This window comes from Paraburkholderia sp. HC6.4b (assembly GCF_014200875.1).
GTDB classification, from domain to species: Bacteria; Pseudomonadota; Gammaproteobacteria; order Burkholderiales; family Burkholderiaceae; genus Paraburkholderia; species Paraburkholderia tuberum.
The window spans coordinates 274,486-292,684 of sequence record NZ_JACHDC010000004.1 but is presented as its reverse complement, the minus strand read 5'-3'; the positions used below and the strand labels follow the sequence as shown (position 1 = coordinate 292,684).

At 63.7% G+C, this 18,199-nt stretch carries 22 protein-coding genes; 2 read left to right on the top strand and 20 right to left on the bottom strand.

What is annotated here, in order from left to right; all coding sequences use genetic code 11:
* Positions 1 to 5 precede the first annotated feature (5 nt).
* The 5 genes from HDG34_RS08000 to HDG34_RS07980 form a co-directional block, all read right to left on the bottom strand.
* On the bottom strand, positions 6 to 836 hold the full coding sequence (locus tag HDG34_RS08000) for an ATP-binding cassette domain-containing protein (RefSeq protein WP_184059243.1): 831 nt from the start codon (positions 834 to 836) through the stop codon (positions 6 to 8).
* Positions 836 to 1,840: an ABC transporter permease gene (locus HDG34_RS07995; RefSeq protein ID WP_090811666.1), complete on the bottom strand. Its 1,005-nt coding sequence runs from the start codon at positions 1,838 to 1,840 to the stop codon at positions 836 to 838. The genes HDG34_RS08000 and HDG34_RS07995 overlap by 1 nt, the downstream gene beginning before the upstream one ends.
* On the bottom strand, positions 1,840 to 2,949 hold the full coding sequence (locus HDG34_RS07990; protein WP_184059012.1) for a sugar ABC transporter substrate-binding protein: 1,110 nt from the start codon (positions 2,947 to 2,949) through the stop codon (positions 1,840 to 1,842). The genes HDG34_RS07995 and HDG34_RS07990 overlap by 1 nt, the downstream gene beginning before the upstream one ends.
* Before the next feature lie 291 nt (positions 2,950 to 3,240).
* Positions 3,241 to 3,855 (bottom strand): uracil-DNA glycosylase family protein, encoded by a 615-nt coding sequence (locus HDG34_RS07985; protein WP_184059010.1) that lies wholly within the window; start codon positions 3,853 to 3,855, stop codon positions 3,241 to 3,243.
* Between the two features lie 45 nt (positions 3,856 to 3,900).
* Entirely contained in the window at positions 3,901 to 4,449 is a 549-nt protein-coding gene (locus HDG34_RS07980) for a DUF488 family protein (RefSeq protein WP_184059008.1), read from the bottom strand.
* Positions 4,450 to 4,736: 287 nt separating this feature from the next.
* Here HDG34_RS07980 and HDG34_RS07975 point away from each other — a divergent pair, with 287 nt between their 5' ends.
* Complete coding sequence (locus tag HDG34_RS07975; protein WP_184059006.1) at positions 4,737 to 6,137, top strand: MFS transporter; 1,401 nt, start codon at positions 4,737 to 4,739, stop codon at positions 6,135 to 6,137.
* A 33-nt stretch (positions 6,138 to 6,170) separates the two neighbouring features.
* Here HDG34_RS07975 and HDG34_RS07970 read toward each other — a convergent pair whose 3' ends face one another.
* The 15 genes from HDG34_RS07970 to HDG34_RS07900 form a co-directional block, all read right to left on the bottom strand.
* On the bottom strand, positions 6,171 to 7,136 hold the full coding sequence (locus tag HDG34_RS07970) for a sulfonate ABC transporter substrate-binding protein (protein ID WP_184059004.1): 966 nt from the start codon (positions 7,134 to 7,136) through the stop codon (positions 6,171 to 6,173).
* A 93-nt stretch (positions 7,137 to 7,229) separates the two neighbouring features.
* Positions 7,230 to 8,057 (bottom strand): MetQ/NlpA family ABC transporter substrate-binding protein, encoded by an 828-nt coding sequence (locus HDG34_RS07965; protein WP_184059002.1) that lies wholly within the window; start codon positions 8,055 to 8,057, stop codon positions 7,230 to 7,232.
* A gap of 396 nt (positions 8,058 to 8,453) precedes the next feature.
* Positions 8,454 to 8,894 (bottom strand): MarR family winged helix-turn-helix transcriptional regulator, encoded by a 441-nt coding sequence (locus tag HDG34_RS07960; protein WP_184040718.1) that lies wholly within the window; start codon positions 8,892 to 8,894, stop codon positions 8,454 to 8,456.
* Positions 8,895 to 8,921: 27 nt separating this feature from the next.
* The gene (locus HDG34_RS07955) at positions 8,922 to 10,817 is read right to left on the bottom strand and encodes an FAD-binding monooxygenase (RefSeq protein WP_184059000.1); all 1,896 of its coding nucleotides are present in this window, start codon (positions 10,815 to 10,817) and stop codon (positions 8,922 to 8,924) included.
* A gap of 137 nt (positions 10,818 to 10,954) precedes the next feature.
* On the bottom strand, positions 10,955 to 11,161 hold the full coding sequence (locus HDG34_RS07950; RefSeq protein ID WP_184058998.1) for a hypothetical protein: 207 nt from the start codon (positions 11,159 to 11,161) through the stop codon (positions 10,955 to 10,957).
* 121 nt (positions 11,162 to 11,282) lie between these two features.
* Entirely contained in the window at positions 11,283 to 11,651 is a 369-nt protein-coding gene (locus HDG34_RS07945; RefSeq protein WP_184058996.1) for a hypothetical protein, read from the bottom strand.
* 14 nt (positions 11,652 to 11,665) lie between these two features.
* Complete coding sequence (locus HDG34_RS07940; RefSeq protein ID WP_184058994.1) at positions 11,666 to 12,202, bottom strand: tetratricopeptide repeat protein; 537 nt, start codon at positions 12,200 to 12,202, stop codon at positions 11,666 to 11,668.
* A 49-nt stretch (positions 12,203 to 12,251) separates the two neighbouring features.
* On the bottom strand, positions 12,252 to 13,031 hold the full coding sequence (locus HDG34_RS07935) for a sigma-70 family RNA polymerase sigma factor (protein ID WP_184058992.1): 780 nt from the start codon (positions 13,029 to 13,031) through the stop codon (positions 12,252 to 12,254).
* Positions 13,028 to 13,831 carry a flagellar type III secretion system pore protein FliP gene (fliP, locus tag HDG34_RS07930; RefSeq protein WP_260321075.1) on the bottom strand — a complete coding sequence of 268 codons (804 nt, stop codon included), beginning with the start codon at positions 13,829 to 13,831 and terminating at the stop codon, positions 13,028 to 13,030. The genes HDG34_RS07935 and fliP overlap by 4 nt, the downstream gene beginning before the upstream one ends.
* Entirely contained in the window at positions 13,828 to 14,199 is a 372-nt protein-coding gene (locus HDG34_RS07925) for a flagellar biosynthetic protein FliO (protein WP_184058990.1), read from the bottom strand. The genes fliP and HDG34_RS07925 overlap by 4 nt, the downstream gene beginning before the upstream one ends.
* The gene (gene fliN, locus HDG34_RS07920; protein WP_260321074.1) at positions 14,196 to 14,525 is read right to left on the bottom strand and encodes a flagellar motor switch protein FliN; all 330 of its coding nucleotides are present in this window, start codon (positions 14,523 to 14,525) and stop codon (positions 14,196 to 14,198) included. The genes HDG34_RS07925 and fliN overlap by 4 nt, the downstream gene beginning before the upstream one ends.
* The gene (locus HDG34_RS07915; RefSeq protein WP_184058988.1) at positions 14,522 to 15,214 is read right to left on the bottom strand and encodes a FliM/FliN family flagellar motor switch protein; all 693 of its coding nucleotides are present in this window, start codon (positions 15,212 to 15,214) and stop codon (positions 14,522 to 14,524) included. The genes fliN and HDG34_RS07915 overlap by 4 nt, the downstream gene beginning before the upstream one ends.
* Before the next feature lie 134 nt (positions 15,215 to 15,348).
* Positions 15,349 to 16,542 carry a flagellar hook protein FlgE gene (locus tag HDG34_RS07910; RefSeq protein ID WP_184058986.1) on the bottom strand — a complete coding sequence of 398 codons (1,194 nt, stop codon included), beginning with the start codon at positions 16,540 to 16,542 and terminating at the stop codon, positions 15,349 to 15,351.
* A 12-nt stretch (positions 16,543 to 16,554) separates the two neighbouring features.
* Positions 16,555 to 16,977: a flagellar hook assembly protein FlgD gene (locus HDG34_RS07905; protein ID WP_184058984.1), complete on the bottom strand. Its 423-nt coding sequence runs from the start codon at positions 16,975 to 16,977 to the stop codon at positions 16,555 to 16,557.
* The gene (locus HDG34_RS07900) at positions 16,967 to 17,740 is read right to left on the bottom strand and encodes a hypothetical protein (protein WP_184058982.1); all 774 of its coding nucleotides are present in this window, start codon (positions 17,738 to 17,740) and stop codon (positions 16,967 to 16,969) included. Before HDG34_RS07900 ends, HDG34_RS07905 begins: the two co-directional genes overlap by 11 nt.
* On the opposite strand from HDG34_RS07900, the gene HDG34_RS07895 reads away from it, so the two are divergent.
* The gene (locus HDG34_RS07895; RefSeq protein ID WP_184058980.1) at positions 17,740 to 18,195 is read left to right on the top strand and encodes a hypothetical protein; all 456 of its coding nucleotides are present in this window, start codon (positions 17,740 to 17,742) and stop codon (positions 18,193 to 18,195) included. The two genes, HDG34_RS07900 and HDG34_RS07895, sit on opposite strands and share 1 nt — an antisense overlap.
* Positions 18,196 to 18,199: the final 4 nt, after the last annotated feature.

Below are 18,199 nucleotides of genomic sequence, written 5' to 3'. Positions count from 1 at the left end.
CGGGCTCACTGTGCGCCGCCGGCGCGCATGGCCCGGTATTCCCGCTGCACGATGTCCATCAGCTCCGCCACCGAAGTCAGCGCGCTCTGTTGCTCGTAGGTCACGCGCCCTCGCTGCATCAACATGATGCGATCCGCGATATCGAGCGTCTGCGCATAGTTGTGCATGATCATGATGATCGAGAGGCCGCCTTTTTCCTTCAAGCGCATCAGTAGGTCGATGATGAGTCCCGCCTCGCGCGCGCCCATCGCGGCGAGCGGTTCGTCGAGCAACAGGATTTTCGCGTTCGAATGCACGGCGCGCGCCACGGCGATCGCCTGGCGCTGGCCGCCCGAAAGACGCTCCACGGGCAAATCCACCGAAGGCACGTGCACGCCGATATCGTCGAGGCATTGCGCCGCGCGCTCGCGCATCCGTTTGTGGTCGAGCAGCCTGAACGGCCCGCGCCGCACGATTTCGCGGTTCAGGAACATGTTGTGGTAAATACTCAGCGAATTCGCGAGCGCGAGATCCTGATACACGCATTCGATACCGAGCGAACGCGCATGATCGACCGAGCGCAACAGCGTCTCCTCGCCGTCGATGTGGAGCGTGCCGCTCGTTTGCTGATGAAAGCCCGTGAGGATCTTCACGAGCGTGGACTTGCCCGCGCCGTTGTCGCCGAGTATGCCGAGGATCTCGCCCTTGCCGAGCGTGAGCGAGACGCCATCGAGCGCCGTCACCGCGCCGAAGCGTTTGACGAGGCTGTCGCCGCGCAGCGCGAGCGGGGCGTTCGGCGCGCTGGGCGCAGCGGCCGTGGCATTGGCGCCCGCGGAGGAGGTTTGCGATTGGTCCATCATCGTCCACCCTTGCGGCGAATGCGCCCGACGTGGATGTTGAAGATCATCGCCGCCAGAATCGCGGCGCCAAGAATGATGTTGAACGTAAACGCGTTGATACCGATCAGTGTAAAGCCGTCGTTCAGAATGCCGAGCACCGCTGCGCCGATGAGGCCGCCCACGATGGTGCCCGAGCCGCCCGTGAGCGGCGTGCCGCCGATCACGGCGGCGGCCACGGCAAGGAACATGATCTGGTTGCCGCCGGCCTGCGGGTCGATCGAGGTAATGCGAAAGGCTTCGAGCATGCCGGTGAAGCCCGCCAGCACCGCGGCGAGGACGAAGTTGCCAAGGCGCAGTCGCTTCACATGTATGCCGGCCTCGCTCGCGCCGAGCGGATTCGCACCCGCGGCCTGCGTATGCAGGCCCCAGCGTGTATGCCGCAACAGCACGTGCATCGCGGCCGCGATCACCAGGGTCCAGATGATCTCGCTGTAGCCCCACGCGCCCATGAACGCGGCGAAGGTGGGCGATCCCGGCGTGGCGGCGGGCGTGCCGCGCGAGATCGTGAGCGTGATACCGTTGATCAGAAAGAGCGTGCCGAGCGTCGTAACGAACGAGGGCAGCCGCAGCCAAACCGACACCGCCCCGTTCACGAAGCCGACGATTCCCGCGGCCACGAGCCCCGCGATCACGGCGAGCCACATCGGCGCGCCCGCGTCATTCGCGAACACCATCATGAATGGCGCGAACGCGAACACCATGCCCGCCGACAGATCGATGTCGCCGCCGATCATCAACATGATTTCGCCGAACGCGATGATCGCCACCGGCGCGATGAACTGCGACAGGTTGACGAGGCTCGCGTTGGTGAGCAGGAAATCGTGGTTGGCGAATTCGAAGTAGGCGGCCAGCAGCACGGCCACGAGCAGGATGCGCAGCTCGGCCGCCCATTGAGACGCGAAGGAAACGCCCGCGCGCCGGGACGCGCGGACAGCTTTGCTGGTTTCGTTCACTGTATTCATCAGGACTTGATTGCGCCGGATCTCGGAACGATTTGCTCCTTGTCGGTCTTGCCTTCAAAGCGCGTCGAGGTATTCAGGTACGGCTCGACGTTATCCTTCGTCACGAATTTCAGGCCGGTGTTGATTTCGGCCGGGCCGACGAGGCCGCCGGAGCTGAGGAACACGAACGCCTCCATCACCGTATAGAAACCCTGGACGTAGGGCTGCTGATCGATGGTGAAGTCGAGGAAACCTTCGTGGATCAGCTGGATCGTGCTCGGCAGCAGGTCGAAGCCGCCGCCGTGCACGCCTTTGGACGGCAGGTTCGACTCTTTCATCACCTGCGCGACGCCCTGCGTGCTGCCCGCATCCACCGCGAACATGCCTTTCAGGTCCTGGTGGCCCAGGTAGAACGCCTTGATCTTCGACAGCTCCTCGTTGACGGTCGCGCCCGTGGCCACGGTCTGGATGTCGATCTTCTTGCCGGACTTCTTGATGGCGTCGCTCGCACCGTCCAGACGCGGCTGGATGTTGAGCTGCCCCGGCGTGGCGATGAACAGCCCGACCATGCCGCTGTCGATCAGACTGACGATGCGCTCGCCCATCTGGTAGCCCGACAGATACAGGTCCTGGCCGATATACGCGAGGCGCGGATTCTTCTTGCCGCGCGGCGCGTCGGCGTTGTACGCGAACACCGGAATTCCGGCGTCGAGCGCGGCCAGGATGGGCTTGTCGAAAGCGCTCGGATCGACGATCGGCACCGCGATGGCGTCGGCCTTCGCGGCAATCGCCGAGTTCACGGCGCGGACCATTTCGCCCGCGTCCGAAGTGGCCGAGCCGGTCCACTGATAATCCATGTCGAGCAGCGAGCAGGCATCCTGAATGCCGTACTGCGTGGGCACGAAGAACGGGTTGGTGGTGACGTGATTGACGAACACGATCCTCCACTTCTTGTGCGACGGAAAAGCCGTCTGCGCTGCCTGCGCGGTGCCGATCAGACCGCCCGCGCCGCCTAGCGCGCCCATCAGCGAAAGCGCTGCGCCGAGTCCCGCGCCCTGCATCAGCCCCCGCCGCGCCGTGCTGAAACCGTTGCCGCTGTTTTTCTGATCGTCATCCCGTTGCTGTGCCATCTGATCCTCCGGTTCTTGTCTTCATTGGTCGATGTGGTCGACGTTGCGTCGATTGCGTGCAGATGCTGGACGGCACCGGGAGTTCGCGGGGCAGCGCGAGAGTTTGGCGTGGGACGTGCAACCCCGATTCGGAAGCGCTCGATACGAGCCGTGCGGTACCGCAAAAATGTTAGTGCAGTGCGGTAGCGACTCCTAATCCATGTATACCCGTAACCGTTCCGAAGATTGGGACGCCGGGTCAGGATGCGTGTTTACCACGAGCGGCTGATCGCGCGGATGGGTGCGCGGCGCTCAAAGCTCGCCGCCCGCCAACACCGTCGCCACGTGCTCGCGCAAGGTCGGCAGCACCGCGCCCTCGAACCAGGCATTGCGCTTGAACCACGCGATATTGCGCGGCGACGGATGCGGCAGCGGCATCACATGCGGTCCAAACTCGGCCCACCTGACGAGCGTTTCGGTCGAGGTCGGGCCAAACGCGTCGCCGAGGCCAAAGCGCTGCGCGTATTGTCCGATCAGCAGCGTCAATTTCACCGAACGCATTTGCGCGAGCAATTCGCGGTGCCAACGGCCGGCGCACTCGGGCCGAGGCGGCAGGTCGCCGCTCGCGCCGCGGCCCGGAAAACAGAAGCCGATGGGCACGATGGCGAATCTGGAAGCGTCGTAGAAGGTCGTGTCGTCGACGCCGAGCCATGTCCGCAGACGCGCGCCGCTCGCGTCGCTCCACGGCACCCCCGACGCATGCACGCGCGCGCCTGGCGCTTGCCCGATGATCAGAATGCGCGCCCGCGTGGACGCCGCGAGCACGGGGCGGGGCGCGTGCGGCAGCATGGGTGCGCACAGCGTGCAGGCGCGGATGTCGCGAAGCAGCGTGTCGAGTTTCGACGGACGTTTGGTGCTAACAGCCATAAAGCGGTGCGAGGTGACTGGTGCGCAGTCGTGTCGTGAGTCGGCTCAGGTCTGCGCCTGAGCCGGATAGATCAGCGTGCCGTCGGCCTGGGCCTCGGCGCCCGGTGTCATCGTGGCGGCGTTCGTGTGATGTGCGTCCATGATGTGCAGCACGGTTTCATCGTGCATCAGCAGATAGTCCGTAATGATACGCCGGTGGCAGCGCCACCAGACCGCCTCCGAGCACATGATCGCGCAGCGCTGCCGATGACCGAGCGTCAGAAGTTGCGCCAGTCCCTCGCGGAACGCGTCGCTCATTGCATAGTCGGCATAGTTGCGAAAGGCCGGATGCGTCCAGTACGCATTCGGCGACGGCGCGTCAACCTTGCGCCTGCTGCGGCGTCCGCCGAGCGCGGCGAGATGCATGTAGTCGATATGTTCCGGTGCGAGCGAGGCGGGCAGCGTGTCGCGATTGAACTGCGGGTTGGTCCGCGAGCGCGGGATGCTGCGCACGTCGACGAGCAAGGCGATCTGCTCGCCTTTCAGTAAGTCGACGAATTCCTGCAACGGACGCGTCGAGTGGCCGATCGTGAAAAAAGGGCGTTTCGTTTCCATGCGTGCTTCGCCGGCGCCGATAGCGGCAACGATCCCGACAGATTTACAACGTGTGGCGCAGTAACGTCAACTGTGTCCCGATTCAGGTGTTGCACGTGTCATGCCTGACGAGCGCGCGTATCCACGCGCTCGCGAATCGCAAGACCCCGGGGAGACAAGCCGGGTAGCCATCATTCCGGTATCGAATGCAACCTTGCTCCCGCGAGTCGGAGTTGCAACAATGCACCCGCGACGGCGCCCGCGCCGCACGCAGTCGCCCGCGCATTCTCTTTCGACCCGCTTGCACCATGACCGACGGCCTGCCCAATCCCCAACGTGCGTTTGCGTACATCGCGATCGCCATCGCGATGACGATGTCGGTGCTCGACACCTCGATCGTCAACGTCGCGCTGCCCACCATCAGCAACGACCTCGCGGTATCGCCCGCAAACGCGATCTGGGTCGTCAACGCGTATCAGCTGGCGATCACGGTGTCCTTGCTGCCGCTCGCGGTGCTCGGGGACAGCCTCGGCTACAAACGGGTCTACTGCTACGGACTCGCGCTTTTCACGCTGGCGTCGTTCGCCTGCGCGAATGCGCACACGCTGCTGGTGCTTGCGGTCGCTCGCGTGTTTCAGGGCTTCGGCGCGGCCGGCATCATGAGCGTGAATATCGCGCTGGTGCGCTTCGTTTTCCCGAAGGCACGGCTTGGCGTCGGCGTCGGCTATTCGTCGCTGGTGGTGGCCGTTTCGTCGGCGGCGGGGCCGAGTATCGCGTCGGCGATTCTGTCGGTCGCGCACTGGCAGTGGCTGTTCCTCGTCAACGTGCCGCTCGGCGTGCTGGCGCTGTCGATCGGCGCGCGCACGTTGCCCGCGACGCCGACCTCGGGGGCTCGCCTGAGCGGCCTGAGCGTCCTGCTCAACGCGCTCACATTCGGCCTGCTGATCTCCGGTCTCGCGGCATTCAACCAGGCGGGCGCGACGCAGCGCGGCGCCGTGATGGTCGCGATCGCCTTGGTGGCCGGCGTGCTGTTCGTGCGACGCGAAAGCCGGCTCGCGACACCGATGCTGCCCATCGACCTGCTGCGCATGCCGGTGTTTTCACTGTCGATGGCGACGTCGATCTGCTCGTTCGCGGCGCAGACGATGGCGTACATCATGCTGCCGTTCTACTTCGAGCAGACGCTGAAGCTGTCGGAAACACAGACAGGCATTCTGATGACGCCGTGGCCGCTCGTGACCGCGTTGATCGCACCGGTCGCGGGCCGGCTGTCCGATCGGTGGGCGCCGGGACGCATCAGCAGCGTCGGGCTCGTCGTGTTCGGGTGCGGACTCGCGATGCTCTGCCAGCTCGGCGAGACGGCGACGCGTTTCGACATCGTGTGGCGGCTCGCGGTCTGCGGCCTCGGCTTCGGTATCTTTCAGTCGCCGAACAACCGCGTGATCATCGGCAGTGCGCCGCGGCATCGCAGCGGCGGCGCGTCCGGCCTGCAATCGATGGGTCGTCTGCTCGGCCAGTCGAGCGGCGCGGTGGCGGTGTCCATCGTGTTCGGACTCGTGCATGGCCAGCACCTCACGTTGATTGCCGGCATTGCCGCGGCGCTCGCGTTGATCGCGGCCAGCGTGAGTTCGGTGCGGCGTATGACGGAGCACAGCGACGCCCCGCCGGAACAGCAGGCTACGCCAACGCGGTCGGTCTCCGAGCGTTGACGCGGCTGCGGCGTCGTTCTGCCGCCCATACGCCTACGCGAGATTCGAAGGCGCCGCCTTCAGCACGTCGACGTGCTTCGGAATCAGGCCGAGATCGAGGAACGTATCGGCGATCTGTTGCTGCTCGCCGAGAATCGCGCGGGTAATCGGCTGCGTGCCGAACTGCTGACGCTGCACCGCCACGTCCACGACCTGCTTCGGCAGACCCCATAGCCGCGCGAGTTCGCTGGCGAGCTGATCCTTGTTCTGCTTGCCCCACTGATCGACCTTGTCGAGTTCTTCGATCAGGATCCGGACTACGTCGGGATTGTTCGCCGCATAACTCTGCGACGAGAAGTAGAATCCCCGATTGCCGACTACGCCGCTTGCATCGGCAATCACGCGAGCTCCGAGCGATTGCTCCGCCGCGGCGAAGAAAGGATCCCAGATGACCCACGCGTCGATCGACGCCCGCTCGAACGCGGCGCGTGCATCGGCGGGCGCGAGGAACACGAGCTTTACGTCGCCGTATTGCAGGCCATGCTGACGCAGTAGTTTGACGAGAAAGTAGTGGACGTTGCTGCCTTTGTTGAGCGCGATCCGTTTGCCCTTCAGGTCCGCGACCGAGCGGATCGTCGATTGCGGCGGCACCAGCACCGCTTCCGACCGCGGCCGCTTGACGGTCGCCGCCACATAGGCCAACCGTGCGCCGGCGGCCTGTGCGAAGATCGGCGGTGCTTCGCCGACGTCGCCGAAATCGATCGAGCCGACGTTCAGTGCTTCCAGTTGCACGGGGCCCGCCGCGAACTCGGTCCATGTAACCGATACGTGCAGCGGCGCGAGCCGTTTTTCGAGGGTGCCGCGGCCCTTCAGCAGATTCAGGTAACCCTTCTGATTGCCGACGCGCAGCGTGCGCGCGTTGCCTTGCGCGAACGAAAGCGGTGCTGCCGCGGCCGCTGCGGCGCCGAGCGAAAGTTTCAGGAAGGTGCGGCGGTCGTGGAGCGTTCTGTTAATGGACATGACGGACGATACGATCAGGAGGGCAATGAAGAAGGCAGGAAGCGCGGCGGCCGAGGCGCCGCGGCGTGAGTCGTGCGTTGTTCGTGCGTCAGGTTAGTGCTGGGGCGCGCCATCCCATGCCGGCAGCGTGGCGCCGTGATAAACGGTCAGGATCGCCGCGGCGACGTTGGTCTGCTGGTAGCTGTCGACGATCGCCTTCACCCACACAGCGTTCGCGTCTTTCGCGTTGACCGCGATGAAGTTGCGGTACGGGTTGCCCGGCACTTTCTCCTGCGCGATGCGTTCCTGCGGAATCTTGATGCCCGCTTTGATCGCCCAGTCGGTATTGACGACGGCAGCGTCGAGGTCGCCAATCGCGCGGCCGACGATGCCGGCGTCGAGTTCCTTGATCTGGACGTGCTTCGGATTCTCCGCGATGTCGCGCGCGGTCGGCAGCAGGCCGACGTCGGGGCGCAGCTTGATCAGTCCATTCGCCTGCAGCAGAAGCAGCGCGCGGCCTTCATTGCTCGGATCGTTCGGCACGCCGATCGCCGCGTCCTGCGGCAGCGCCGCGACCGATTTCACCTTGCGCGAGTAGAGACCGATCGGCTGCAGGTAGGTATAGCCGACCGGCACGATCCGATAGTGGCGCGCCGCGATCTGCGCGTCGAGATACGGCTTGTGCTGGAACGAATTCGCATCGAGGTCGTGTTCCGCGAGCGCTTCGTTCGGCTGCGTATAGTCGGAGAAGGTCGTGATCTTGACGGTGACGCCCTGCCTGGCGGCATTGGCCGCGACCGCACGCCACACGTCTTCGTCCTCGCCGGACATGATGCCGACTCGCACCGTTTGTCCCGCCGCGAGCGCCGGTTGCGCGCTGACGATGCCGCATGTAACGAGAACCGAGAGGAGTGCGGCCTTGAGCGCTTTTGTCGTAGCCATGTTTTGAAAAGAGATCGAAGTGTAGGTCCGGAGATCGTAGAGAGGCGCTCGGTAGTGCACAAATAATATCGAGCGCTATCGTTATCGCGCTTGAGCGTAAGCGGCGGTACGACGTGCATGGCGCTGCTGGAATAAGCCAAGCGCGATCGCCGCGCTGGCATGAAGCGAGCCGCAGCGGGGTTGGCGGATGCCGGATCGTGCGAATGTCCGCTGGCGCGGTTTTCGTTTCAGGTTGCGTGCCGGAACAGATGTGCGGGCTCGCGTGCGTCGTCCGTCATTTGTTCTGGAAAGGCAGCCGGTTCTAACCAGGCGGCGGCGGGGAGGGGGCTATGGGAGCCGAAATGGAGGCGCTGTCTGGCAGACCGCGACGGCAGGCGGTCTTCAGAAGCAAGCGCATCAAGCCCGCGGCGGCAACAGTGCCGAAAGCAGCCGGCGCAACTGCGCCAATTCGCTTGCCGTCAGCCTTTCAGTGAGAACGCGCTCGACCTGCTCGACGCGCGGACGCAAGGCCGAGAGCTGCTTCTTACCGGCAGTGGTGAGAAACAGCACATAACTGCGCTTGTCGACAGGATCGTCGGCGCGCTCGATCTGGCCGTTGCGCACCATGCGTGCAACGAGATCGGCAATCGTCGAACGATCCACGTCGAGTTTGTCTCCGAGTTGCCGCTGACTGACGCCAGGCGTCTCGTGCAAGACCTCGAGCGCCGCGTACTGCACGCTCGTGATCTCCGCGGAAACCTCGCTCAGCCAGACCGCTGCATGGCGCTGTTGGGCACGGCGCACCAGGCTGCCAGTAAATTTGGGGAGCGCGCCGGCGTCTTCGGGTTTGATCGGCAATTTCGGAGGTTTGGGTTTCGTTGTGGTTTAACGCACGCGAAAGATGGGCCGAAAGAAGGCGTTCAACTCCGCATACGCATTCAATGGGAGAACATGGGCCACGTATTGATCGGGACGTACCACGACGAGTGCGCCTTGTTCGCGATCGATGCCGCGCTCGTCGAAGATATCAGCCGTCGCGTCGCTCGTAAATGCCTTTTCGTAGTCGATGAGGCCGTGGCGGCCCTTGCGCGGCAGCAGGAGGGCGGGGACGTCTTCGAGGCGGACTTCGCGATGCGGCTGTTGCAGCACCGCGCGCAGATCGAGAACGCTGTCCACGTCGGCGTCCTTCGGCGTGAAGAGCCTCAAAACGGAATCGGGCGACTTGTCGAGATGCTCGCACAGCGCATCCAGCGCACGACGCGACGCGTCCGCGAAAGCGTACAGGCGCCAGCGGCCGTCCGCTTGCGCGGCATGCCCTAGATGGAACGGTTTTGCATCAGCGAGGCGAACGACAGGCGACGAGTGAAAGCGCGTACCGATCGCAAAGCCTTTGGCGAGCGCTTGATGCGTCGCTTCACCGGTCAGGGTGGCCGGCCGGTAACGCGTTGCGACGCCAGCCGTGTAGCGGCCAGCGCGAACGAAGTACGCCTGAAGCTCCGCGGGATCGACGCCGCCCGCCTCGGGCCGGTTGGGATCCTTCGGCGGCGCGGCCATCATCGCCGACCATTCCTTGTCGAAATCGATCAGCTCCTGCGCAATAGGTTGGCGCTCGTCCGAATACGTGCGCAACAGAGCGGCGTCGCTGCGGCCCTCCAGCACCGCGCCGAGCTTCCAGCCGAGATTGAAGCCGTCCTGCATCGACACGTTCATGCCCTGACCCGCTTTGGCGCTATGCGTGTGGCAGGCGTCGCCCGCGATGAACACACGAGGCTCGCGCGAAGTGCCGTCGGCGGCGATGGCATCGTCGAAGCGGTCGGTGAGGCGCTGCCCGACCTCATAGACCGAGAACCACGCCACTTCTTTTACGTCGAGCGTATAGGGATGGAGGATGCGCTGCGCCGTCTCGATGATGCGATCGACCGTGATCTGCTTGATGCTGTCGCGGTTCTCCGGGGTGACATCGCCGAGGTCGACGTAGAAGCGGACCAGATATCCGCCTTCACGCGGAATGATCAGCAGGTTGCCCCTGCTCGCGGACTGAATCGCCGCTTTCAGCCGGATGTCCGGAAAGTCGCTGACCGCCAGCGCATCCATCACGCCCCACGCATGGTTGGCCGCGTCACCGCGCAGCGTTTGTCCGATGGCGGTACGTACGCGGCTGCGAGCGCCGTCGCAACCGACGACATAGCGCGCACGCACGGACACGGTCTCGTCGAGCCGCGCGGGATCGGTATGGCGCAGCGTGACCAGCACCGGGTATTCGTGCGTATCGTCGCGCTGAACGTCGACCACTTCGAGGCCGTAGTCCGGTTCGATCCGTCGCGCGGAGCGGCGCATCACGTCGAGCAGATATTCCTGGATGCGGGCCTGATTGACGATGACGTGCGGAAATTCCGAAAGGCCTGTTTCGGTATCCTGAACTCGGCCGGTACGACTGATCGCGCCGCGGTCATTTGCATCAGGTCGCCAGAATACTGTTTCATTGACCCAATAGGCTTCTTGCAGCAGGCGGTCACTGAGGCCGAACGCATTGAACATCTCGACGGTACGGCACGCCACGCCATCGGCCTGACCCATCTGCAACGGTCCGTCGCGACGCTCGACGACGCGCGTGCTGATCGACGGGAATTGCGACAGCTGCGCCGCCAGTACGAGTCCGGCAGGGCCGCTGCCGACGATCAGCACGTCGACCGTCTCGGGCATCTGCGCCGCATGCGCATTGCCGATGACTGGCTCGATCGTCGGATCGCCGACCCGGAAACCGTTGAGATGAAATTGCATGACGTCCTCCTCCGTTCAGTAGATATTTGCTGAACGCGAATATACTCCGTACACCAACCATTTTGAAGTGCTTCGTGGGAGGATGGATGTTTACCCTGGTTCGGTAGAGCGCTCGTGGACTTTCGGGAACGGCTGTTTCAATGACCGTGCCAATGGCCCCCATGGCCACCCCAGTAGCCGCCAATGCCGATGCCGAGGCTCACGGAGGGCGCGACGTAATACCCGGGGGCATAGCCATAGGCGGGCGCTGGCTCATAACCGTAGCCAGAGCTGGGCGGCGGCGGGGCGACGACGCAGCCCGCCAGGCCGACTGCCACGATGATTGCAAAGAGTAGTCTGGTCATGATCGTTTTCCTCCAATGATTGAGGAGACGCAAGATTCAGTCCAGCCGTCTTCTGCCACCATGTCGACAGTGTCGTCCTCGGCAATGGCACCCAGAAACTCAGCGTCAGCGATGCACGTCGTTAATCACGGATGACCTCGCGCAGCACATGACGCGTGTCGAGCTGTTCGGACAGGCACTCGCTGACCCATTCGCTCATCTGCTGGAAAGAGGGATCGTTGGCCATTTCTTCGCCGAACTCGCGCAGCAACAGCAGGTCGACCACGGCACGAAAGAACTGCCGCTCGTCGTCGACACCTGCCGCGCGTAACGTGTCGATCCGCGTTCGAATCGCATCAGGCAGACCTTCGGCAGTCGGCGGTGGTCCGCCAGGCTGCATGGAAGATGCCCCCTTGCGGCCGGAGGCCGTCCGTTCGCCCCGCTGCTCCTTTTCGGCGAGTTGTTGCCGTAGCACCTGCATTGCCTGATTGAGCGTCGAAATGGGGTCCATGGCGCGGCCGCGAATCAGTGACGGGTCTGATTGTTCTGATAGCCCGACAGCAGCAGATGGTCGTGTTGCGCCGCGGAGCCTTCTTTCGCCTGATCCGCAGGCTCGGCCGCGGCGGTCAATGTCGCGATCAGCGCGCCGACATAGGCGTTGATCAACGGATACTGCTGATTGAGCTCCATGCCGAGATTGAGCTTGTCGAGCGCGTCATCGAACTGATCGTCGGCAAACCTCAGCAGCCCATCTTTGAGCACGCGCAGTGCGTCGTACTCAGCCAGGCGATCGAGTGGCAACCAGCTTCGCGACGCCTGCGCGACGAGCCCGTTTTGCAGTTCGAGAAGCCCCAGCATGAAGCGGGCGACGTGAAGATCCGGTACGAGCGTCAACGCCTGAACGAAATCAGTACGCGCTTCGCCGTGTCGACCCTGGTTGGCGTACACCGAGCCGCGCAGGAACCACAGGCGTGCATCGAGCGGCCAGCCAGCGAGCGTCTCGTTCAGCACATCGAGCGCATGTTCATCGGTGCCCTGCATCGCGGAGAGGACGGACGACATGACGCCATCGTTGCAGTGCGTAGGAGAATCGTGTTCATGAGTCATAGTTCTAGCCAGTGATATGCAGATGCTGGGTATTGCCGAGCAGGTTGCGCAGATCGAGCAGCGCACCGCGATGCAACTGTGAGATGCGGCCCTTGGTTACGCCGAAAATGTCGGCGATTTGCTCGAATCCCAGTCCATGAAAATAATGGTAGCGGATAATCTTCTGCTCGCGCGTGGATAATCGTGCGACGGCCGAATGCAGTTGCTCCGTTGTCTGCCTCCAGGCGATGATTTGATAAGCGGTTGCATACGGCGCGGCCTGTGCGGCGGATTCCTCGACGATGCCGGTATCGTCGAGCATGAAGCCGATCGCAAGGCCCGCGGCGAGCGTCGCGAGAGCCTGGAACGTATCGGACTGCTTGCTCGCGCGAGCGGGCGCTTCTAGTGATGCAACACGCTCGCGCCGTATCCGTTTGCGCAGCGCGATTTGTTCCTGCGCATCGCTCAGGCGCTGTACGCCGGTCAAAACGTTGCCTCTGAGGCGTGGGGTGCAGAAGGTGCGAAACGACACGCCGCGCCCGGATTCGAAGCGGTCGATTGCTTCGAGCAGACCGACGCAGGCAAGTTGCAGAAAGTCCTTGAACTCGACGTCGTCGCGGTGCCGGCCTGCGTATAGTTGCGCCGCGAGCGCCTGTGCGTAGGGCAGAAAGTGCGCGAATACGGCTTCGCGCGCTTGCGGACCGCTTTCGTCGCGTAGCGCTGCCCATAGGCTCTCCTCCAATGCGGACGCCGCGGCGCCACCGTGGGTCTCGTCGGCATTCGCATACTCCGCCGGCAAGTTCATTTGAAGCTACCCAGCACGCCGCGCAACACGAGGCTCCAGCCGTCCACCAGCACGAACATCAGCACTTTGAGCGGCAATGAGATCGTTGCGGGCGGCACCATCAGCATACCGAGCGACAGCAGCACGCTCGACACGACGAGGTCGATCAGCAGGAACGGCAGCAGGATCACGAAGCCGATCTGAAACGCAACGCGTAATTCGTTGAGGATGAACGCGGGCGTCAACTGCACCAGGCTGACGTCGGCCGGCGTTTGCGGCAGCGCCTGTTGCGACATCTCGTACATCAGCCTTAGCTCATCCTCGCGCACCTGGCGCAGCATGAAATCGCGAATCGGCGCGGTACTGCTGTCGAGAGCGTGAGCGAGGTCGATCTGGCCGTGCATGAATGGCTGCAGCGCGTCGTGATTGATCACCTGCAGCGTCGGCAGCATGGCGAATGCCGTCAGGAACAGCGCGAGGCTGATCAGCACGGGTGTCGGCGGCGTTTCCGGCATGCCAAACGCGTGCCGGATCATCGACAGTACGATCGCGATGCGGATGAATGCCGTCATCGACACGATCAATGCAGGGGCGACGCTGAGTAGCGTGAGCAGCGTCGCAATGCGTACCGCTTCAGATACGCCCTTACTGTCCGCGATGACTCCGGATGCGGAACCGGAGAGCGACAGCATGCCTGCGTCACCGCTGTGCGCGATTGGCGCGATGGGCGCAGCGTCGACGAATCCGGCATACAGGCACAAGACTCCTGGCAGCAGCGCGATCAGCCAGCGCCACGCGTGAAACCGACTTCGTTGCATCATGCTTTGCGCGCTCCGTCAGGTCGATCGCGCGCGTCCAGCAGCTTGACACCGGTTGCATCCGAGGCGAGCAGGACGACGCGGCTATCGTATTCGATCAGATGAAGCGTCGTGCGCGGGCCCAGACGCAGCGATGCGGCTGCGGTGATCCGCGGCGCGAGGCTCGACGACGAACCGCACGCGCCGACCCGATGGCTTCGCCGCAAAAGCAGAATCGCAACGATACCAAGCGCGATGCAACACACGAGTGTGATGCCGACGCGCATGACGTCGACCCCCGCGAGTGCGAGGCCGGTTGCCGATAACGCATGTTGGCCTGCGGTCGCGTCGCTTGCGCCTTGCAGCCATGAGGCCGGGGTTGAAACGGTCATGGGTGCGTCGAGATTTCAGTGATTCGAATGCCGAACTGCTCACCAAGCGCGACGATCTCGGCGCGCGCAACGCGCTTGTCATTGAGCAACACGTCGACGGCATCGCCGAGATGACGATCGAGTTCGACCACAGCGCCGGATTGCAGCGCCAGCAGTTCCTTGATCGACATCTCGGCTGAGCCGAGGCGGATATCGACGGTGACCTTCACTTCTTCGAGCAGCGCCAGCTGCGGGCGTGTCGTGTTGCGGTCGTCGTAGACCGGTTCTTGTTCGGGAAGATCGACACGCATGACGAGCGGTCGGTTGGGTGGGGTACTCAGAGTCATGGGGTATCGGGCCCGGCTATCGAAGTGAGTTGAATGGATAATTTGCCGCCGCGTTGTCCAGGCGTGCCGGCGGCGATGGGGGTGAGTCGTCCGCAATCGGACTGCGCCAACAGCAACGGGATCGGCTCGGAAATCGTCTGGTCGAGTCGGATGACGTCGCCAACGGCGAGCGTGGCCAGTTGCGGCACGCTCAGTTCGCACTGCCCGAGCATCGCCCAGAGCGATACGCGGCTCGATTCGACGGCCGTGGTGCGACGCGTGGTGGCCGGTGAGTTCGCTCCATGAACCGTCGGCTTGCTGACGGGCAAACACGACCACAGCGCCGGCGCGCCGCAGACGAGCGTCAAGACGGTCTCGCCGCTCGTGTTCCGTATTCGGAAGCAGGCGCCGCCAAAACGAAGACGCGGTGTATCGGTGTTTCCTGTCGTACGGACGCGGGCAGCGGACTGTTGCCCAGGAGATAACGCCGCACCGATCGCATCGAGCAGTTCGTCGACAAGCTGCTTGCCGACGTCCGCGAGCAGGGGCGCGCGAGCGTCGTCGGTCAGGGCGAACGTCTTCGGCAGATCGAGCGTCTCGTTGACCAGCATGACGATCTGCCGAGGCTCGGTGAATAGCCAGACGTGGTCGCCGATTGACCACGACTCGCATTGGCCCGAAGGCGGCGCGCTGTCGAACGGATCGAGCAAGTCCACGGCTTCGACAGTGAGCTCGGGCGCGGCCAGCCACGCCTGCCGCCACGGATCGATTGCGCGCGCAAACCACGCCGCGCCGGCTGCGAGATCGCGCGCGCCGAGCGGCCGCCAGCGGATTGGCACGACGCTCATCCCTGACCTCGCATCTGGAACAGCTGCATGATCATTTCGTTGGCGGTACTGATAACCTGCGACGACGCCTGGAAGCCGCGCTGAATCAGGATCAGTTGACCAAACTCCGTCGATAGATCGACGTTCGACGCCTCGGTCGCGCCCGCGAGCAGTTGCCCAACGCCCGCGCCATTGCTGGTGCGACATTGCGGCGGCGACGCGTGCGACGCATCGAATAGACCATTCCCCTGTTGCACCAGTTGCTGCGGATTCGCAAAGCTCGCGAGCGCGATCGTGCCGAGCTCATCGGTTTGTCCGTTCGAGTATTGCAGCACCAGTCGCCCATCGACGTCGACGTTCATCGACGACAACGTACCGGTCCCATAGCCGTCCTTGTCCGACACACGCAGGCTCGAGAAGCTGCCGGCGGAGAAGCCGGTGACGCCGGTCGAGAAATCGAGTGTGACGGTGAGCGGCGGCGCGTCGGCGGAAGTCAGCGTGAAGTCGATCCGGTCGCGTCCGGGCTCGGGAATACCACCGTTGAACTGCAGCGTGCCCTGCTGGACCGGTATGTTGTTTTCGTCGGAGACGGTCACCTGCCAGCGCCCGGGAACGATGCTCGAATCGGGCGCGAACGCGATTGTCAGCGTGTGCTTGCCGCCGTTCGCGTCAAAGACGTCAACGTCCGGAATCGAGAAGCTGGTCGAACCCGTCGACAGATTGTCGGAAAACCTGATCACCGTCGTCGCCTGCGGTGGGCTGATCTGTTTGCCGGCGAGCGAAATCGGACCGAGGCTGCCCGATGCGCTCAAGGCCGCGAGTTTCAATCCCGTCGCCTTGTCCTCGATAAAGCCGTCGTTGCCGACCGCGAACTGACCGGTGCGGGCGTAACGTGCGGTGTCACCGTCGAGCAGCGTCAGAAAGCCCTTTCCCTGAATTGCAAGATCGAGCTGGCCGTTACTCACGCGCAGATCACCCTGCGCGAAATTCAACGACGAGTAACCGTACTCGACGCCGCTGCCGAATTGCATCGTGTTCATCGCGCCTGGTTCGCCCCGCGCGAACTGCTGGCCGTAATACAGATCGGCGAACCCCGGCGTCGAGGTCTTGAAGCCCGCGGTGTTCAGGTTCGCGACGTTATTGCTGATGGTTTGCAGGCCCTTCGCGTACGCCGTCAACCCGCTCATGCCGATGTAAATGCTTTCCAGCATGGAAACTCTCCTTTAAGAACCACTCGTCTGGCGCACTGCGACGATCTGCGAAATATTGGCGTTCGTCAGAAATTCGCCGCTCTCGGTTTCGATCGTCAATTGCGGCTGAGAATCCTTGAACGACAAGCTCTTCACGATGCCGCTCAGCAGCGCCGTGTCGGTCTGCACGTCGACGTTGCGGCCGAGCAGGCCGAGCGTCTGCGTGGCTGACTGGACCGACAGCAGGTCGTCGATCTTGTCCGTGATCTGGCGTGTCTGTTCGAGCGACGTGAACTGCGCGAGCTGCGACACGAACTCGAAGTTGTCGACCGGCTTTAGCGGGTCCTGATAGGTGAGCTGCGTCAGGATGATCTGCAGCAGCGATTGCATGTCGAGACCGATCGAATCGATGCGGTTGCCGACGTCGCTGCTCGAGCTGATCGGATTAGTGGCCATGAGCGATGCCTTGCGATGTAGTCGGAATGTGTTCGACGCCGTTGACGACGACTCGCACGGCGCGCGGTACGGCGCGGCGCAGCTCGTCGAGGGCGCGCTGGGCGCGGGCGTCGGGTTCGTCCGCGTTCGTGATCGCATGGTTGATGCGTAATGCGATCGACACGCCGGCTTCGCCGGTCATCACGGTCAGACGATAGGGCGTTGGCGCGCTCCCGGCGCTGGCGCCGCTCTCGGTATTAGCGGCCTTAGCGGCTCGTGAGGCGATCGATGCGGCGGACGAAGTGATACGAGCGGCCCTGTACGGTACGGCCTGTTGGCGCGACAGTGCGTCGTGAACCGTGCTGCCCGATGCTGAGAAAGACGAACTGGCGACCGTGACCGGCGACCTGGTGACGTGCCCGGCGTGAGCGCCATCGTGGTCAGGGAGCGCAGGCTCGGTGTCGCGCGCATGCGATTCGGCATCGATGCGAGCGGATCTCGCCGATGCACAGCCGCGCGGCTCGCTCGCATGGTCAACGGACCTATCGGGAGCATAGGAGCAGGCGTCGAATGCCGGCGAGTTGTCGTAACGTTCCGCTGGCGTGCGTCGCTGTCGTGCGGGCGTAGGATCTTCGTTCAACGCGCCGGCCTTCGCGCCCGACCACATGACTTTCTCCATCACCCGCAATACCTGATCGAACGCCGCGTGCCTGGCATCGGGCTTGGGCGAACTTGCTGTGGACATCGGCGCATTGCGCCACGTTGGAAATACGGTGAGCTTCATTGGCGCTCCTCCCGCGACAGATACATGTCCTCGATCCGGCTCGCACGCTGCTCGTCGCGCTGAAGTTCGAATTGCCGCTCGACCCTGGCGGCCACGCCGCAAGCGTGCTCGGTTTGCTGTTCGTGGCGCGCCAACACGGCGCGCTGTCGTTCGACACGGCTTGCGGCATCGCGTGTGTCCTGTTGCGCGTGCAGATGGGCGGCGCGAGCCGAGGCGAGCGCGCCTGCCCAATTGGCCGCGAGCGCAGGCGACAAGCCGTCCGGCGCCTGCAACGCGTCGCGCCATTGCGCGACATGGGCGTCGAGGCTCGCACAAAGCGATTGTTCGCGTACGTGGCTGCGCTGATGGAGTTGAATGACTCGCACGGTATCCAGGCGCGCGCGTTCCAGTTGCAGTCGACGCAAGTCGGCGATCTCTCGTGCCGTTTCAAACTGGTGGCGTTTTTTCATGAATGACTCG

Coding starts and splice junctions, on each gene's coding strand:
- HDG34_RS08000 (WP_184059243.1), bottom strand. CDS start 836: ATGGACCAATCGCAAACCTCCTCCGCGGGCGCCAATGCCACGGCCGCT.
- HDG34_RS07995 (WP_090811666.1), bottom strand. CDS start 1,840: ATGAATACAGTGAACGAAACCAGCAAAGCTGTCCGCGCGTCCCGGCGC.
- HDG34_RS07990 (WP_184059012.1), bottom strand. CDS start 2,949: ATGGCACAGCAACGGGATGACGATCAGAAAAACAGCGGCAACGGTTTC.
- HDG34_RS07985 (WP_184059010.1), bottom strand. CDS start 3,855: ATGGCTGTTAGCACCAAACGTCCGTCGAAACTCGACACGCTGCTTCGC.
- HDG34_RS07980 (WP_184059008.1), bottom strand. CDS start 4,449: ATGGAAACGAAACGCCCTTTTTTCACGATCGGCCACTCGACGCGTCCG.
- HDG34_RS07975 (WP_184059006.1), top strand. CDS start 4,737: ATGACCGACGGCCTGCCCAATCCCCAACGTGCGTTTGCGTACATCGCG.
- HDG34_RS07970 (WP_184059004.1), bottom strand. CDS start 7,136: ATGTCCATTAACAGAACGCTCCACGACCGCCGCACCTTCCTGAAACTT.
- HDG34_RS07965 (WP_184059002.1), bottom strand. CDS start 8,057: ATGGCTACGACAAAAGCGCTCAAGGCCGCACTCCTCTCGGTTCTCGTT.
- HDG34_RS07955 (WP_184059000.1), bottom strand. CDS start 10,817: ATGCAATTTCATCTCAACGGTTTCCGGGTCGGCGATCCGACGATCGAG.
- HDG34_RS07950 (WP_184058998.1), bottom strand. CDS start 11,161: ATGACCAGACTACTCTTTGCAATCATCGTGGCAGTCGGCCTGGCGGGC.
- HDG34_RS07945 (WP_184058996.1), bottom strand. CDS start 11,651: ATGGACCCCATTTCGACGCTCAATCAGGCAATGCAGGTGCTACGGCAA.
- HDG34_RS07940 (WP_184058994.1), bottom strand. CDS start 12,202: ATGTCGTCCGTCCTCTCCGCGATGCAGGGCACCGATGAACATGCGCTC.
- HDG34_RS07935 (WP_184058992.1), bottom strand. CDS start 13,031: ATGAACTTGCCGGCGGAGTATGCGAATGCCGACGAGACCCACGGTGGC.
- fliP (WP_260321075.1), bottom strand. CDS start 13,831: ATGATGCAACGAAGTCGGTTTCACGCGTGGCGCTGGCTGATCGCGCTG.
- HDG34_RS07925 (WP_184058990.1), bottom strand. CDS start 14,199: ATGACCGTTTCAACCCCGGCCTCATGGCTGCAAGGCGCAAGCGACGCG.
- fliN (WP_260321074.1), bottom strand. CDS start 14,525: ATGACTCTGAGTACCCCACCCAACCGACCGCTCGTCATGCGTGTCGAT.
- HDG34_RS07910 (WP_184058986.1), bottom strand. CDS start 16,542: ATGCTGGAAAGCATTTACATCGGCATGAGCGGGTTGACGGCGTACGCG.
- HDG34_RS07905 (WP_184058984.1), bottom strand. CDS start 16,977: ATGGCCACTAATCCGATCAGCTCGAGCAGCGACGTCGGCAACCGCATC.
- HDG34_RS07900 (WP_184058982.1), bottom strand. CDS start 17,740: ATGAAGCTCACCGTATTTCCAACGTGGCGCAATGCGCCGATGTCCACA.